Origin of the sequence: Cellulomonas sp. SG140 (assembly GCF_025770785.1) — a bacterium.
Lineage (GTDB): Bacteria > Actinomycetota > Actinomycetes > Actinomycetales > Cellulomonadaceae > Cellulomonas.
Map to the genome: position 1 here is coordinate 493,992 of NZ_JANZLA010000001.1, position 13,613 is coordinate 507,604.

Annotated in this window: 10 protein-coding genes; 5 read left to right on the top strand and 5 right to left on the bottom strand. The window is 73.9% G+C overall.

The features are described from left to right. Nucleotides 1-105 precede the first annotated feature (105 nt). Nucleotides 106-1,590 carry a PspC domain-containing protein gene (locus N0B34_RS02290; RefSeq protein WP_263729601.1) on the top strand — a complete coding sequence of 495 codons (1,485 nt, stop codon included), beginning with the start codon at nucleotides 106-108 and terminating at the stop codon, nucleotides 1,588-1,590. Next, complete coding sequence (locus N0B34_RS02295; RefSeq protein ID WP_263729603.1) at nucleotides 1,590-2,129, top strand: hypothetical protein; 540 nt, start codon at nucleotides 1,590-1,592, stop codon at nucleotides 2,127-2,129. Before N0B34_RS02290 ends, N0B34_RS02295 begins: the two co-directional genes overlap by 1 nt. A 185-nt stretch (nucleotides 2,130-2,314) precedes the next feature. On the opposite strand, the gene N0B34_RS02300 is transcribed toward N0B34_RS02295, so the two are convergent. The 4 genes from N0B34_RS02300 to guaA all read right to left on the bottom strand — a co-directional run bounded on the left by N0B34_RS02300 (nucleotide 2,315) and on the right by guaA (nucleotide 6,273). Next, the gene (locus N0B34_RS02300; protein ID WP_263729604.1) at nucleotides 2,315-2,866 is read right to left on the bottom strand and encodes an aromatic ring-opening dioxygenase LigA; all 552 of its coding nucleotides are present in this window, start codon (nucleotides 2,864-2,866) and stop codon (nucleotides 2,315-2,317) included. Nucleotides 2,867-3,099: 233 nt separating this feature from the next. Next, nucleotides 3,100-4,245: a glycosyltransferase family 4 protein gene (locus tag N0B34_RS02305; protein ID WP_263729605.1), complete on the bottom strand. Its 1,146-nt coding sequence runs from the start codon at nucleotides 4,243-4,245 to the stop codon at nucleotides 3,100-3,102. A 41-nt stretch (nucleotides 4,246-4,286) separates the two neighbouring features. Continuing rightward, nucleotides 4,287-4,607: a DUF3817 domain-containing protein gene (locus N0B34_RS02310; RefSeq protein ID WP_263729607.1), complete on the bottom strand. Its 321-nt coding sequence runs from the start codon at nucleotides 4,605-4,607 to the stop codon at nucleotides 4,287-4,289. 85 nt (nucleotides 4,608-4,692) lie between these two features. Next, nucleotides 4,693-6,273 (bottom strand): glutamine-hydrolyzing GMP synthase, encoded by a 1,581-nt coding sequence (guaA, locus tag N0B34_RS02315; protein WP_263729608.1) that lies wholly within the window; start codon nucleotides 6,271-6,273, stop codon nucleotides 4,693-4,695. Nucleotides 6,274-6,421: 148 nt separating this feature from the next. Here guaA and N0B34_RS02320 point away from each other — a divergent pair, with 148 nt between their 5' ends. Both N0B34_RS02320 and N0B34_RS02325 read left to right on the top strand, forming a co-directional pair. Continuing rightward, nucleotides 6,422-8,209, top strand: a complete 1,788-nt coding sequence (locus N0B34_RS02320) for an ABC transporter ATP-binding protein (protein ID WP_263729610.1) — start codon at nucleotides 6,422-6,424, stop codon at nucleotides 8,207-8,209. Then, on the top strand, nucleotides 8,206-9,942 hold the full coding sequence (locus N0B34_RS02325; protein WP_263729611.1) for an ABC transporter ATP-binding protein: 1,737 nt from the start codon (nucleotides 8,206-8,208) through the stop codon (nucleotides 9,940-9,942). Before N0B34_RS02320 ends, N0B34_RS02325 begins: the two co-directional genes overlap by 4 nt. 10 nt (nucleotides 9,943-9,952) lie before the next feature. Here the strand turns inward: N0B34_RS02325 and N0B34_RS02330 are convergent, their stop codons facing one another. After that, the gene (locus N0B34_RS02330; RefSeq protein ID WP_263729612.1) at nucleotides 9,953-10,651 is read right to left on the bottom strand and encodes an SURF1 family protein; all 699 of its coding nucleotides are present in this window, start codon (nucleotides 10,649-10,651) and stop codon (nucleotides 9,953-9,955) included. A 451-nt stretch (nucleotides 10,652-11,102) separates the two neighbouring features. Between N0B34_RS02330 and N0B34_RS02335 the strand changes: the two genes are divergently transcribed. Continuing rightward, nucleotides 11,103-13,580, top strand: coding sequence for a phosphoketolase (locus N0B34_RS02335; RefSeq protein WP_263729613.1), 2,478 nt, complete (start codon nucleotides 11,103-11,105; stop codon nucleotides 13,578-13,580). Nucleotides 13,581-13,613: the final 33 nt, after the last annotated feature.

The window sequence follows — 13,613 nt, forward strand, 5'->3', positions numbered from 1 at the left end:
GGTGCAGGTGAGGGCAGCCGCCGGGGCAGGATCAGGGGCGGTTCAGGGTGCGCTCAGGGGGTCACCCGATGGTGGCGGCGGGAGCCCCCGGCGGACGATCAGGACATGGACAACCCGACCTCCCCGACGCCGGCACCCGGGCCGGCGCCCGCCCCGCAGGCGGGGTTCTTCGCGGCGATCCGCCGTACCGGGCTCTACCGTTCCGACGACCGCTGGATCGGCGGTGTCTGCGGCGGCCTTGCCGCCCGGTTCGGCGTCGACCCACTGCTGGTACGCGGGATCGTCGCCGTCACCGTGCTGCTGGGCGGCTTCGGCCTGGTGCTCTACGCCATCGGCTGGGCCCTCCTGCCGGAGCAGCGGGACGGCCGGATCCACCTCGAGGGCCTGACCCTGGGGCACCCGGACATCGCACTGCTCGGCGCACTGGTGATGCTGCTCGTCGGGCTGGGACGCGGCTCCTACTTCGGCTTCGACGGCCACGTGCCCGGCTGGATCCAGGGGCTGTTCTGGGTGGCCGCCGTGGTGGGCGCCGTCGTGCTGGTCGCGACCGCCGCATCCCACCGGAGCACCACCCCGCGCCCGCCGACGCCCTACGGCCCGTTCCCGGGCGGCCCGGTGCCGCCCGGAGCGCCCGTGCCCCCGGCGCCCGGCACGGCGTCGAGCACCTCTGCGGCCGCAGCCGGCTACCGTCCGGCCGCGCAGCAGACGACGCCAGCACCCGCTGCCTACGGCGCCGCGCCCCAGCCCGGGGCGACGACCTCCGGCCAGCCCGGCGGCCCTGGCGCCTACCCACCGCCCGGCCCCTACGGGCCGTACCCCGGCTCCGCGGCACCGTCCAGCCGTCCCGGCTACCCGCCGCAGGCTCCGTACGCGACGGGGCCCGTCCCGCCGCGCCCCGTCGCGACGGCCACGCCCGTGTACCCCTCACCGGTCCGGCGCTCCGCCGGCCTGCCGTGGGTGGGCAGCGTGGTGGCGCTCGGCCTGCTGACGCTCGCCGGCCTGCTGATCGCGCAGCGCACCACCGACTTCACGGGACCTGTCGTCGCCACCGCTGCGGGGATCACCGTGGTGCTCGCCGGCCTGGCGACCATCGCGGTCGGCCTCCGGGGACGTCGTAGCGGCGGGCTGACCGCCGTCGCGATCATCGCGGTCCTGATCGCCGGACCCGCCGCGCTCGGCGAGCGCAGCGACTGGACCTCCCCGGGGCTGTCGCACGCGCAGCAGGTCAACGGGTCGACCACCGTCACGCTGTCCGACCGCGCCGAGGCCGCGCGCGGCGTGCGCGCCGGCGTCGGGAACACGCGCATCGACCTGAGCGCGGTGCCGATGGACGCCAGCACCCTCGAGGTGCCGCTGTGGCTCGCGGTGGGCAACTACACCGTGGTGGTGCCGCGCGGCACGGCCGTCACGGCGACGGTCGACCTCGGCGCCGGCTCCGTCAGCTGGCGGCTCGACGGCGGCACCGACCAGGCGAACGGCGTCGGCATCTCCCAGCGCACCTTCGCCAACCAGGCCGCGTCCAGCGGCACGTCGCAGCTGCACCTGCGGATCAGCATGGGCACCGGCGACCTGACCATCGAGGAGCAGTGATGAGCACCGACGACACCCGCCCGCTGCCCGCGGCGGACGACGAGACCCCCACCCGGGCGATCGAGCCGGTCGCGGCGGACGAGGCCGAGCCGGCGGCCGACACCGCGGCCCTGGAGCAGGACGCCGCAGGCACGACCCGGCCGATGCCGGTCGCGGAGGGAACGGCCGAGACGGCCCGCGAGGGCGCTGACGCACCCCGGCCGCCCGCTGCGGCACAGCCGACGGCGGTGCCGCAGCCGACCGCGGCACCCGCACCGGCGGCTGCACACGCACCGGCACCCGCACCCGCCCCGGCAGCTGCACACGCACCGGCACCCGCACCTGCCACACCGGCCGGGCCGGAGCTGCGGGTCGGGACGGTGGTGTGGGGCCTGGTGGTGGCGGTCGTCGGCATCGGGATCGTCTCGTTCGCCTGGGGCGCTCGGATCGACGGCGGGCTCGCGCTGATCGTGCTGCTCGCCGGTGCCGGGGTGGCGCTGCTGGTCGGCTCGCTCGTCGTGGCGATCCGCCGGCCGCACCGGCGGGACGGGCGGGGCTGACCCGGCGCCAGGAGGGGCGCCGCGGACGTGCACCCGCGAGGCGGTCGGGTCGGCCCGGAGGGCCGGTGACGGTGGGCCGACCCGGCCGAGCAGCAGGTCAGAGGGTGATGAGGGACGAAAGAACGAGGGACGGTCGACCGGGTGGTCGACCGTCCCTCGTTCTGTGGGACCGTGCTGGGAGCAGGTCAGACGGTGACGGGCTCGCGAGCCGCCGCCGGGGCCACCGCGGCCGCCTTCGACAGCTTCATGAGGGTCCAGCCGATCAGGGCGAACACGACGCCCACGCCGACCGCGAAGAGCGCGACGCCGAACGCGATCACCGAGGTGAAGAGCGAGGCGCGGAGGAACGAGCCGTTCATCACGGTGGTGCGCTGGCCCTGCAGCTTGACGACGTCCGCGTCCTTGGCGATCTGGTCGGCCGACTCGCCGGAGGCCTTCAGCTGGTTCTGCTTGTCGGTGATCATGGCGCCGAGCTCGGCGTACGTCTTGTCGTTGCTGGCCGTCAGGGCGTGGTGGCGGATGATCATCGCCTGCGAGAACGCCGTCCACGGCGAGTTGACGTCCTGGCCACCGAAGGCGGAGGCGTCGGGCGAGACGGTGATCTTCTCGTCGGCCAGGTTGCTCGACACGGCGCCCCACGTGACGCCGCCGGCGACGATGAAGATGGCGCCGAAGATGAGAACGATGAGGCCCAGGACCCTGGCGGTCCCGGTGCGCTCGCTGAGGGTGGTGGACATGGTCTCCCCGATTCCTTCGTGAATCTCTGCAGCTGGCGAGGCCCGGCGAGATCCGGCCCTCGGTGAGCGTCTGTGCTCGAGAGAAAGCGTCGCTGCTGGTGGAGGCACCTGGCTGGGACCCAGGTCCCGCGGAATGTAGCGCCGCAGGTCAGGGCACCCTTTGTCGACAGATCTCGTCCCATGACCCCCCTTGTGCAGGGGTCGGCGAGCCCCGCGGGCGGAGGGCGGAGAGGTCAGCGCGCGCCGACGAGGGAACGCGCGCGCTCGTACTCCACCTCGGCGGCGCGCAGCACCCGCTGCCACCCGAAGTCGGGTCGCCGGGAACGGTTGTGCGCCGCCATCCGGTCCAGGAGAGCGCCGTCCCGGGCGAGCCGGACGATGGCCATCGCCATGTCGTCGTCGTCCTCCACCAGCAGCCCGTCCACGCCGTCGACGACGAACTCCGCGATCCCCGTCCCGCGGCGCGCCACCACCACCAGGCCGGCGGCCCGCGCCTCGAGCGCCGCGATGCCGAACGCCTCGAGCTGGGCGGGGGCGAGGAACACGTCCGCGTCCTCGTACGTCGCCCGCACCTGCTCCCGCGGCACCTGTCCGCGCAGGTCCACCAGGTGCTCCAGACCGCTGTCCTCGACGGCGGCCTGCACGGCACCGCGGGCCGGTCCCGAGCCCAGGATGGTGAGTCGCAGCCGGTCCGGCGGCAGCCGTCGTGCGGCCTCCGCCACGGCTCTGACCAGGGGGACCGCACGTTTGCGCGGTGCGAGCCGCATGGTGGCGACCAGGCGCAGCGGCCCGCGCTCCCCCGGTCGGTCGGCCCGGTCGGGGTCGCCCCGCGGCGCCCACCGGTCGAGGTCGACACCGTTGGGCAGCACGTCGACGGGCTGTCCCTCGAACACCGCCGAGACGCGCTCGGCGGCCGCCGAGCTCACCGCGGAGAGGGCCGCCGGCACCCCACGCCAGTGGGACAGCTGCACGGCACGGTGCAGCACGGGTGCGATGCCGTCGAGCATGCAGTGCCACGTGATCGCCGTCGGCAGACCGGCGGCGACCGCCAGGCGCGCACCGTCGTACGCGAACGGGGACACCACGCCCGCGTGCACGTGCACCACGTCCGGCTGCACCGCGCGCAGCGCCTGCGTGATCAGGTGCGGTCCGCGCGGGTTCACCGGCAGCTCGAACGGCATGCGAGCACCCAGGCGATGCACCTGCACGCCGTGGACCTCCTGCAGCGCGCCGCCCCGCTCACCCTCGGGGCCCAACGTCCCGGTCAGCACGTGGACCTCGTGCCCCGCGGCGACCTGGTAGGTCGCGAGGTCGCTGACCTGGGTCTCGATGCCACCCGTCCGGGGCGGGAAGCAGTCGGAGATGTGGACGATCCGCACGCGGGCCCGCTAACCGCGAGGAGCCCGACGGCCTGCCGCGCTCACCGGCGGCCGAGCGTCGCCAGACGCTCCTGACCGTCGGCGTGCACCCGCCGCTCGAGGACGAAGGACATCACCGGCACCACGCCGGCAGCCGCCATGGTGACGAACCGGCCCAGCTTCCAGCGCATCACCGACCACAGGTCGAACACGGTGACCAGGTACACGATGTAGACGAAGCCGTGCAGCCGCGGCACCCAGTCCAGCGCGTAGACGTGCAGCGCGTACTTGAGCACCATCTCCAGGCACAGCACCAGCAGCATCGAGCCCGTCACGTAGGCCATCACCCGGTACCGGCGCAGCGCACCGGACGCCCGGCGCACCCGAGGGTCCTCTGTCGGCGCAGCCGTCGGCTCCGGGGTGCCGCCCGCGCGGGGCCCGGTCGAGTCCGTCGTCCCTGTCACCGTCTCACTCCCACTCGATCGTGCCCGGCGGCTTGCTCGTCACGTCCAGCACCACGCGGTTGACCTCCGGGACCTCGTTGGTGATCCGGGTGGAGATCGTCGCGAGCACCTCGTAGGGCAGCCGCGTCCAGTCCGCCGTCATCGCGTCCTCGCTGGAGACCGGCCGCAGCACGATCGGGTGACCGTACGTGCGCCCGTCGCCCTGCACGCCGACCGAGCGGACGTCGGCCAGCAGCACCACGGGGCACTGCCAGATGTCGCGGTCGAGGCCCGCGCGGGTCAGCTCCTCGCGGGCGATCGCGTCGGCGGCGCGGAGCACGTCGAGCCGCTCGGCCGTGACCTCGCCGACGATGCGGATGCCGAGGCCGGGGCCCGGGAAGGGCTGGCGCCAGACGATCGCCTCGGGCACGCCCAGCTCCAGGCCGACGGCCCGCACCTCGTCCTTGAACAGCGTGCGCAGCGGCTCGACCAGCTCGAACTGCAGGTCGTCCGGCAGGCCGCCGACGTTGTGGTGGCTCTTGATGTTCGCGGCACCCTCGCCGCCGCCGGACTCGACGACGTCGGGGTACAGGGTCCCCTGGACCAGGAACCGGACCTGCTCGCCGGACTCGCCGGCCTCCTCGACCACCTCGCGCGCGGCGTCCTCGAAGACGCGGATGAACTCGCGGCCGATGATCTTGCGCTTGGTCTCCGGGTCGGACACCCCCGCGAGCGCCGTCAGGAACCGCTCGCGCGCGTCGACCACCTTCAGCCGCACGCCCGTGGCCGCGACGAAGTCCTTCTCGACCTGCTCGGCCTCGCCGGAGCGCAGCAGCCCGTGGTCGACGAACACGCAGGTCAGCTGGTCACCGACGGCCTTCTGCACCAGCGCCGCGGCCACCGAGGAGTCCACGCCGCCGGACAGTCCGCAGATCACGCGCGCGTCGCCGACCTGGGCCCGGATCGCGGCGACCTGCTCGGTGACCACGTTCTCGGGGTTCCAGTCGGCGGCGAGGCCGGCACCGCGGTACAGGAAGTTCTCCAGCGTCGACTGGCCGAGGGGGGTGTGGTGCACCTCCGGGTGCCACTGCACGCCGAACAGCCGACGGTCCGTGTCCTCGAACGCGGCGACGGGTGCGGCTGCGGTGCTGGCCAGCACGCGGAAGCCGGCCGGCGGGGCCTGCACCGCGACGCCGTGGCTCATCCACACCCGCTGCTCGTCGGGCGAGCCGTCCAGCAGGACGCCGTCGTCGGACACGTCGGCCCGCGTCTGGCCGTACTCGCCCGTCGCGCCCGCGTCGACCGTCCCGCCGAGGGCGTGGGCCATCGCCTGGAAGCCGTAGCAGATGCCCAGCACGGGCACGCCGGCCTCGAAGAGCGCGGGGTCGACGGACGGGGCACCCGGCTCGTACACGGAGGCGGGACCTCCGGACAGGATGATCGCCGCCGGGTGCTTGGCCAGCATCGCCTCGACCGATGCCGTGTGGGGCACGATCTCGGAGTACACGTGCGCCTCACGGACGCGGCGCGCGATGAGCTGGGCGTACTGGGCACCGAAGTCGACGACGAGGACCGGGCGCTGCGCGGAGGCCGGGGGCTGCGTCACCCGACCAGGATAGGTGCGCGTCGCGTCCGTCCAGGCCCGGCGAGCGCTGCGAGACCCGCTCGCCCGGTCCGCAGCGCCCCGCGGCCACCGTCCGGACGAGCGAAAACACCGTGAGCCGTGTCGGTACCTGTCCGTAACGTGGACGCCCGTGCGCTCGCTGCCCCTCGCCGATCCCGGCACCCCGCCCACCGGTGGCCCGTGGCCGCTGCTGGGCTGGCTGGCGCGCAAGCAGGCGGGCCCGCTGACGGTCGCCGTGCTGCTCGGCGTCCTGATGTTCGCCTGCCAGGCGGTGCTGCCCTGGCTGACCGGACGGGCGGTGGACGGCGGGCTGACGCACGGGTTCGGGCCGGACCTGTTCCGCGCGGTGTCGGGCCTGGTCGCGCTCGGCCTGGTCAGCGCGGCGTCCAGCGCGATCGGCCACCGGTTCGACGTGACGTGCTGGATGCGGGCGGCGTTCACCTCCTCCGAGCTCGTCGGCCGCACCGCGGCGCGCTCGGGCCACGCGATCACGGCCGAGCTCCCCACCGGTGAGGTGGTCTCCGCGGTGGCGAACGACTCGCTGCGGATCGGCGAGATGTACGCGAACGCCGGGCGGTTCGTCGGGAGCCTGGTGGCGTACGCGGTCGTGGCGGTGCTCATGCTCCGCGTGTCGGTCCCGCTCGGGCTGGTGGTGGTCCTCGGCCTGCCGACGGTCGCCGCGGTGCTCGGGCTGCTCGTCAAGCCGCTGCAGCGCAAGCAGGCTGCGCAGCGCGAGGCGTCCGGCCGGCTGACCACGCTGGGTGCCGACACGGTGTCCGGTCTGCGCATCCTGCGGGGCATCGGCGGCGAGCACGTGTTCACCGCGCGGTACCGCGAGCAGTCCCAGAAGGTCCGTGCCGCCGGTGCAGACGTCGCGGGGACGCAGTCCTGGCTCGACGGGCTGCAGGTGCTGCTCCCCGGGGCGTTCGTGGTGGCGCTCGTGTGGCTCGGCGCGCACCTGGCGCTGACGGGCACGGTCACGCCCGGCCAGCTGGTGTCGACCTACGGCTTCGCGGCCTTCCTCGCGTGGCCGGTGCAGAACGCGACGATGATGCTGCAGGCCGCGACCCGGGCGCACGTGGGTGCCACCAAGGTGGTCGCGGTGCTCCGCGTGGTGCCGGCCTCCGGCGCCCGGCCTGCGAGCGCGACCGCCCCGGCGCCGGGCGCGGCGCTGGTGGACGAGACGAGCGGCGTGCGGGTGGACGCCGGCCGGGTGGTCGCCCTGGTCAGCGCGGACCCGGACGAGTCGGCGGCGATCGCGACGCGGATGGGCCGGTTCGACGACGAGGCGGAGGCGACGACGCCGGTGCTGCTGGGCGGTGTCGCGCTGGCCGACCTGTCCAAGGAGGAGGTGCGCCGTCGGATCGTCGTCGCCGAGGCGACGCCCCACCTGTTCTCCGGACCGCTGGTCGACGAGCTGGACGTGCGAGGGGTCGCCGACCGGACGCACGTGAGCCACGCTCTCACGCTCGCCGACGCCCACGACGTGCTGGAGTCGCTGCCCGGCGGGCTGGACGGCGAGCTGACCGAGCGCGGCCGGTCGCTGTCCGGCGGGCAGCGGCAGCGGGTCGCCCTGGCGCGCGCCCTGCTCACCGACCCCGAGTTCCTTGTGCTGGTCGAGCCGACCTCGGCGGTCGACGCCCACACGGAGGCGCGGATCGCGGCACGGCTGGCGGAGGCCCGGCGGGGGCGGTCCACCCTGGTCGTCAGCGCCAGCCCCGTGGTCCTCGAGCACGTCGACGAGGTGCAGCTGGTCCAGGACGGCCGGCTGGTCGCCCGCGGACGGCACGACGACCTGCTCGCGGGTGCCGCCGGCGCCGAGGTCGCCGACCGGTACGGGCGGATCGTCGGCCGCCGGTTGGACGAGGAAGGCGCCACCGCCGCCGGCGGTGCGGAGCGGACGGGAGGTGCGTCGTGAGGCTGCCCATCGCCGACGGGCCGACGGTGCGCGCGTACGCGCTGGGGCTGCTGCGGGCCCACCGCTCCGCACTGACGCGGATCGCGGTGCTGCACGGCCTGGCCGCGACGGCCGGACTCGCCGGACCGTGGCTGCTCGGGCGGGTGGTCGACGGCATCACGCACGGCACCACCGGCGGGTTCATCGACCGGATGGTCGCCGTCGGTCTGGTCGCCGTGCTGACCCAGGCAGGCCTGACCCGGTACGCCACCCGCGCCTCGATCGTGTTCGGCGAGCAGGTGTTCGCGCAGCTCCGCGAGGAGTTCGTCGAGACGGTGACCACGTTGCCGTTGTCGACGGTGGAGCGGGCTGGCACCGGCGACCTGGTCGCCCGGACCACCAACGACGTCAACCGCCTGCAGCACGCGGTCCGGTTCGGGGTGCCGCGCGTGATCGTCGCGGTCGTCTCGATCGCCCTGACCGTGGTCGCCTGCGTCCTCGTGTCGCCCCTGGTGGCGCTCGCGCTCTTCGTCGGCGTGCCGGGGATGGTCACCGTGGTGCGCTGGTACCTGCGCCGCGCGACACCGGCCTACGTCCGGGAGGCCGCGGCCTACGCCACGCTCAACGGCACCATCACCGAGTCGGTCGAGGGCGCCCGGACGGTCGACGCCCTGAGCCTGGGACCCCGTCGGCACCGTCGGGTCCGCTCCGACCTGCACGAGGCGTTCCGTGCGGAGCGCGCGACGCTGAACCTGCGCACCGTGCTCTTCCCCGGCGTCGACCTCGCCTTCGTGCTTGCACCTGCCGCCGTGCTGCTGTGGGGCGGTTGGCTCGCCGCGGACGGCCGGGTCAGCCTCGGCGCCGTCACGTCGATCGTCCTGTACGGCTACCAGATGGCCGGGCCCGTGTGGGAGCTGATCTTCTGGGTGGACGAGATCCAGGTGGCGATGACGGCCCTCGCCCGGATCGTCGGCGTGCAGCTGGTGGCGCCGGACCGGGCCGCCGGCACGGATCGGCCGGTGGACGAGCGCATCGCCGCCGAGGGCCTGCGGTACGCGTACCGCGAGGGGCACGACGTGCTGCACGGGATCGACCTCGACCTGGTGCCGGGCGAACGGCTCGCCGTCGTCGGCCCCTCCGGCGCCGGCAAGTCGACCCTGGGACGCCTGCTCGCCGGCATCCACCCGCCGACGGGCGGACGGGTGACCGTAGGTGGCGTGCCCCTCGTCGACCTCCCGCTCGACGACCTCAGGGGCCACGTCGCGCTGGTCACCCAGGAGCACCACGTCTTCGTCGGGTCGGTCGCCGACAACCTCCGGCTGGCCGCCGAGCACGCCGACGACCACGCGCTGGAGCACGCGCTGCGGGCGGTCGACGCGTGGGACTGGGTCCAGGCCCTCCCCGAGGGTCTCGGCACCGCTGTCGGCTCCGGCGGGGCGGCGCTGACCCCGGCCCAGGCGCAGCAGCTCGCCCTGGCGCGGCTCGTGCTGCTCGACCCGCACACCCTGGTGCTCGACGAGGCCACGTCGCTGCTGGACCCGAGGGCCGCACGGCACCTGGAGCGGTCGCTGTCCGCCGTCCTCGCCGGGCGGACGGTCGTGGCGATCGCGCACCGCCTGCACACCGCCCACGACGCGGACCGGGTCGCGGTGGTGCAGGACGGGATGGTCAGCGAGATCGGCGCCCACGACGACCTGGTCGCAGCCGGCGGCGACTACGCCGCGCTGTGGCGCTCGTGGCAGCACGAGGCCTGACCGACGCGTCCTAGTCGAACGGGTTGCCGCGCGCCTCGTCCCGCACCATGCGCCACCACAGCAGCAGCGCGAACCCCGCGAAGATCCACCACTGCGCGGCGTAGGACAGGTTCTGCAGGTTCAGCCCGGTTCCGCGTCTGGTCGGCGGTGGCAGCACCGAGGGCGGGTCACCCTGCGCGGGGTCGGACGAGGCGAGCACCACGTAGCCGGTCCAGGTGGGGCCGCCCCACACCCCGACGAGCTCGGCCGGGCTGATCGCCTCGGTGCGCCCGTCGGCCACCCCCGCGCCCGGAGCCTCCCCCGCCTGCAGGTACCCGACCACGGAGACGGCACCGCCGGGTGCGGCAGGCAGCGGCTCACCGTCCGGCACGAAACCCCGGACGACGGCGAGCACGGCGGCGCCCTGCGGGGTGCTGACGTGCAGCGGCGTGAGCACCAGCGACCCGTGCCGGCCACCGACCACCCGTCCGGTCACCTGCAGCTGCCCCGCGGGGTCGTAGGTGCCCGACACCTGCACCTTCCGCCCCACCATGCCGCCCGTGAACGGCTGCTGCGGTGCGATCACCTGGTCGAGCGGGACGGGCGCCGCCGTGGTCAGCTCCGTCTGGTGCCGCTGCTCGGCGGCCGCCCCCCGGACCTGCGCCCGGTCCAGCTGCCACACCCCGAGCCGGGCGCACACCGCCGCCGCCACGAGCAGCAGTGCGAGCATCCCGAGCATCCGCGGTGTCACCGCGGCTCGGAACCAGCGGGCCGCCCCGCCGGACGGTGCCGGGACGTCGGCCCCCACCGCGTGTGGGACCTGAGTCCCAGTCGGCTCCGTGACCGGTGCGGACGCGTCCCCGGAGGCCTCGTCGGCACGCCCCGGACCACGGTCCGACGACGGGCCTGGCGGCGCGCTCGGCAGGGGGCTCATGGGCACGTGCCACGGTACCTCGACACTCGGCGGCAGCACCGTGACCAGGGCAGACGTGCGCTCGGCGGTAGCCGGGGAACCGATCCGGCCCGCACCGGTGCGCTGCCCGCCCCCATGGGGTTGTATGGCGCTATGAGCCTTGTCACAGCGCTCCCTGGGCCTCATGTCCCGGATTCGGAGCCGCGGCTCACGCAAGGCTAGGGTCCGGGACCGGCCCAGACCGGCCGTCGACGAGGGGAAGACACCGATGAGCACGACGACGGAGAAGCCTGCGGCCTGGCGCCGCGGGGCGGGCGCCCAGATCGAGGCATCGACCCTCGAGCGGATCGACCAGTGGTGGCGCGCCGCCAACTACCTGTCGGTCGGCCAGATCTACCTGCTGAACAACCCGCTGCTGCGCGAGCCGCTCAGCCGGGACGACGTCAAGCCGCGCCTGCTGGGCCACTGGGGCACCACGCCGGGCCTGAACTTCCTGTACGCGCACCTGAACCGCGCCATCGCCGAGCGGTCGCAGTCGACGATCTACGTCACGGGCCCCGGTCACGGCGGCCCGGGCCTCGTCGCCAGCGCCTACCTGGACGGCACGTACTCCGAGATCTACACGAACATCACCGAGGACGAGGACGGCCTGCGCAAGCTGTTCCGCCAGTTCTCCTTCCCGGGTGGCATCCCGTCGCACGTCGCCCCGGAGACACCGGGCTCGATCCACGAGGGCGGCGAGCTCGGCTACGCGCTGTCCCACGCGTACGGCGCCGCGTTCGACAACCCGGACCTGCTGGTCGCCGCGGTCGTCGGCGACGGCGAGGCGGAGACCGGCCCGCTCGCCACCAGCTGGCACTCGAACAAGTTCGTCAACCCGGCGCAGGACGGTGTCGTGCTGCCGATCCTGCACCTCAACGGGTACAAGATCGCCAACCCGACCGTGCTGGCCCGCATCAGCGACGACGAACTGCACGACCTGATGGTCGGCTACGGCCACCACCCGTACGTGTTCACCGGCGGGTACGACGACGAGCCGATGGTGGACGTGCACCGCCGCTTCGCCGTCCTGCTGGACGAGGTGCTCGACGAGATCGCCGACATCAAGGCGCGGGCCGCCGCCGGCGACACCAGCCGCCCGATGTGGCCGATGATCGTCTTCCGCACCCCCAAGGGCTGGACGGGCCCGGCGGAGATCGACGGCAAGAAGACCACCGGCTCGTGGCGGGCCCACCAGGTGCCGCTCGCCAGCGCCCGGGACACCCCGGAGCACCTGCAGGTGCTCGAGGAGTGGCTGAAGTCGTACCGCGCCGAGGAGCTGTTCGACGCGACCGGCCGCCTCGAGGCGAACATCCGCGCGCTGGCCCCCCAGGGTGACCTGCGGATGAGCGCGAACCCGAACGCCAACGGCGGGGTGCTGCTCAAGGACCTGCGCCTCCCGGACTTCCGGGACTTCGGGGTGGACGTCCCGCGGCCGGCCTCGACCATCGCGGAGGCGCCTCGCGTGCTCGGCGACTACCTCACCGAGGTGATCCGCCGGAACCCGGACAACTTCCGGATCTTCGGCCCGGACGAGACGGCGTCCAACCGACTGCAGTCGGTGTTCGGCGTGACGGACAAGCAGTGGAACGCCGAGTACCTCTCCCCCGCGGTGGACGAGCACATGGCGCGCGCCGGCCGCGTGATGGAGATGCTCAGCGAGCACCAGTGCCAGGGGTGGCTCGAGGGCTACCTCCTGACCGGGCGCCACGGCCTGTTCACCTCCTACGAGGCGTTCATCCACATCGTCGACTCGATGTTCAACCAGCACGCGAAGTGGCTGAAGGTCACCAACGACATCCCGTGGCGCCGGCCGATCGCCAGCCTGAACTACCTGCTGTCCAGCCACGTGTGGCGGCAGGACCACAACGGCTTCTCCCACCAGGACCCCGGCTTCATCGACCACGTGGTCAACAAGAAGGCGGAGGTCGTCCGCGTCTACCTGCCGCCGGACGCGAACACGCTGCTGTCGACCTACGACCACTGCCTGCGCAGCCGGCAGTACGTCAACGTGGTGGTGTCCGGCAAGCAGCCCGCGCCGAACTTCCTCACGATGCAGGAGGCGATCGAGCACACCACCCGGGGCCTGGGCATCTGGGAGTGGGCCGGGACCGAGGTCGCCGGTGAGGAGCCGGACGTCGTGCTGGCCTGCGCCGGCGACGTGCCGACCCTGGAGGTGCTGGCCGCGGCGGACATCCTGCGCCGCGAGCTGCCGGTGCTGAAGGTGCGCGTGGTCAACGTCGTCGACCTCATGCGCCTGCAGGACGAGCGGGAGCACCCGCACGGACTGTCCGACCGGGACTTCGACACGCTGTTCACGGCGGACCGGCCGGTCGTCTTCGCCTACCACGGGTACCCGTGGCTGATCCACCGCCTGACGTACCGCCGCAACGGGCACGCCAACATCCACGTGCGCGGGTACAAGGAGGAGGGCACCACCACCACGCCCTTCGACATGGTGATGCTGAACGACCTGGACCGTTACCACCTGGTGATCGACGTGATCGACCAGGTGCACTGGCTGCGCGCGTCGCAGGCCGGCCTGCGCCAGCGCATGGTCGACGCCCGCCTGCGCGCCCGCCAGTACACCCGGGAGCACGGCGAGGACATCCCGGAGGTCCGGGACTGGGTGTGGCCGGATGCCGGCGACGCCGCCGCCGAGGGCGAGGTCGCCGCGACCTTGTCCACGGGCGGCGACAACGAGTAGTCGGTGAGGGGGCCGGAGCGGGTGACCGCTCCG

Excerpts from the sequence above, each read along its gene's own strand:
- N0B34_RS02290 (WP_263729601.1), top strand. The coding sequence starts at position 106 with ATGGACAACCCGACCTCCCCGACGCCGGCACCCGGGCCGGCGCCCGCC.
- N0B34_RS02295 (WP_263729603.1), top strand. The coding sequence starts at position 1,590 with ATGAGCACCGACGACACCCGCCCGCTGCCCGCGGCGGACGACGAGACC.
- N0B34_RS02330 (WP_263729612.1), bottom strand. The coding sequence starts at position 10,651 with ATGCTCGCACTGCTGCTCGTGGCGGCGGCGGTGTGCGCCCGGCTCGGG.
- N0B34_RS02335 (WP_263729613.1), top strand. The coding sequence starts at position 11,103 with ATGAGCACGACGACGGAGAAGCCTGCGGCCTGGCGCCGCGGGGCGGGC.
- N0B34_RS02300 (WP_263729604.1), bottom strand. The coding sequence starts at position 2,866 with ATGTCCACCACCCTCAGCGAGCGCACCGGGACCGCCAGGGTCCTGGGC.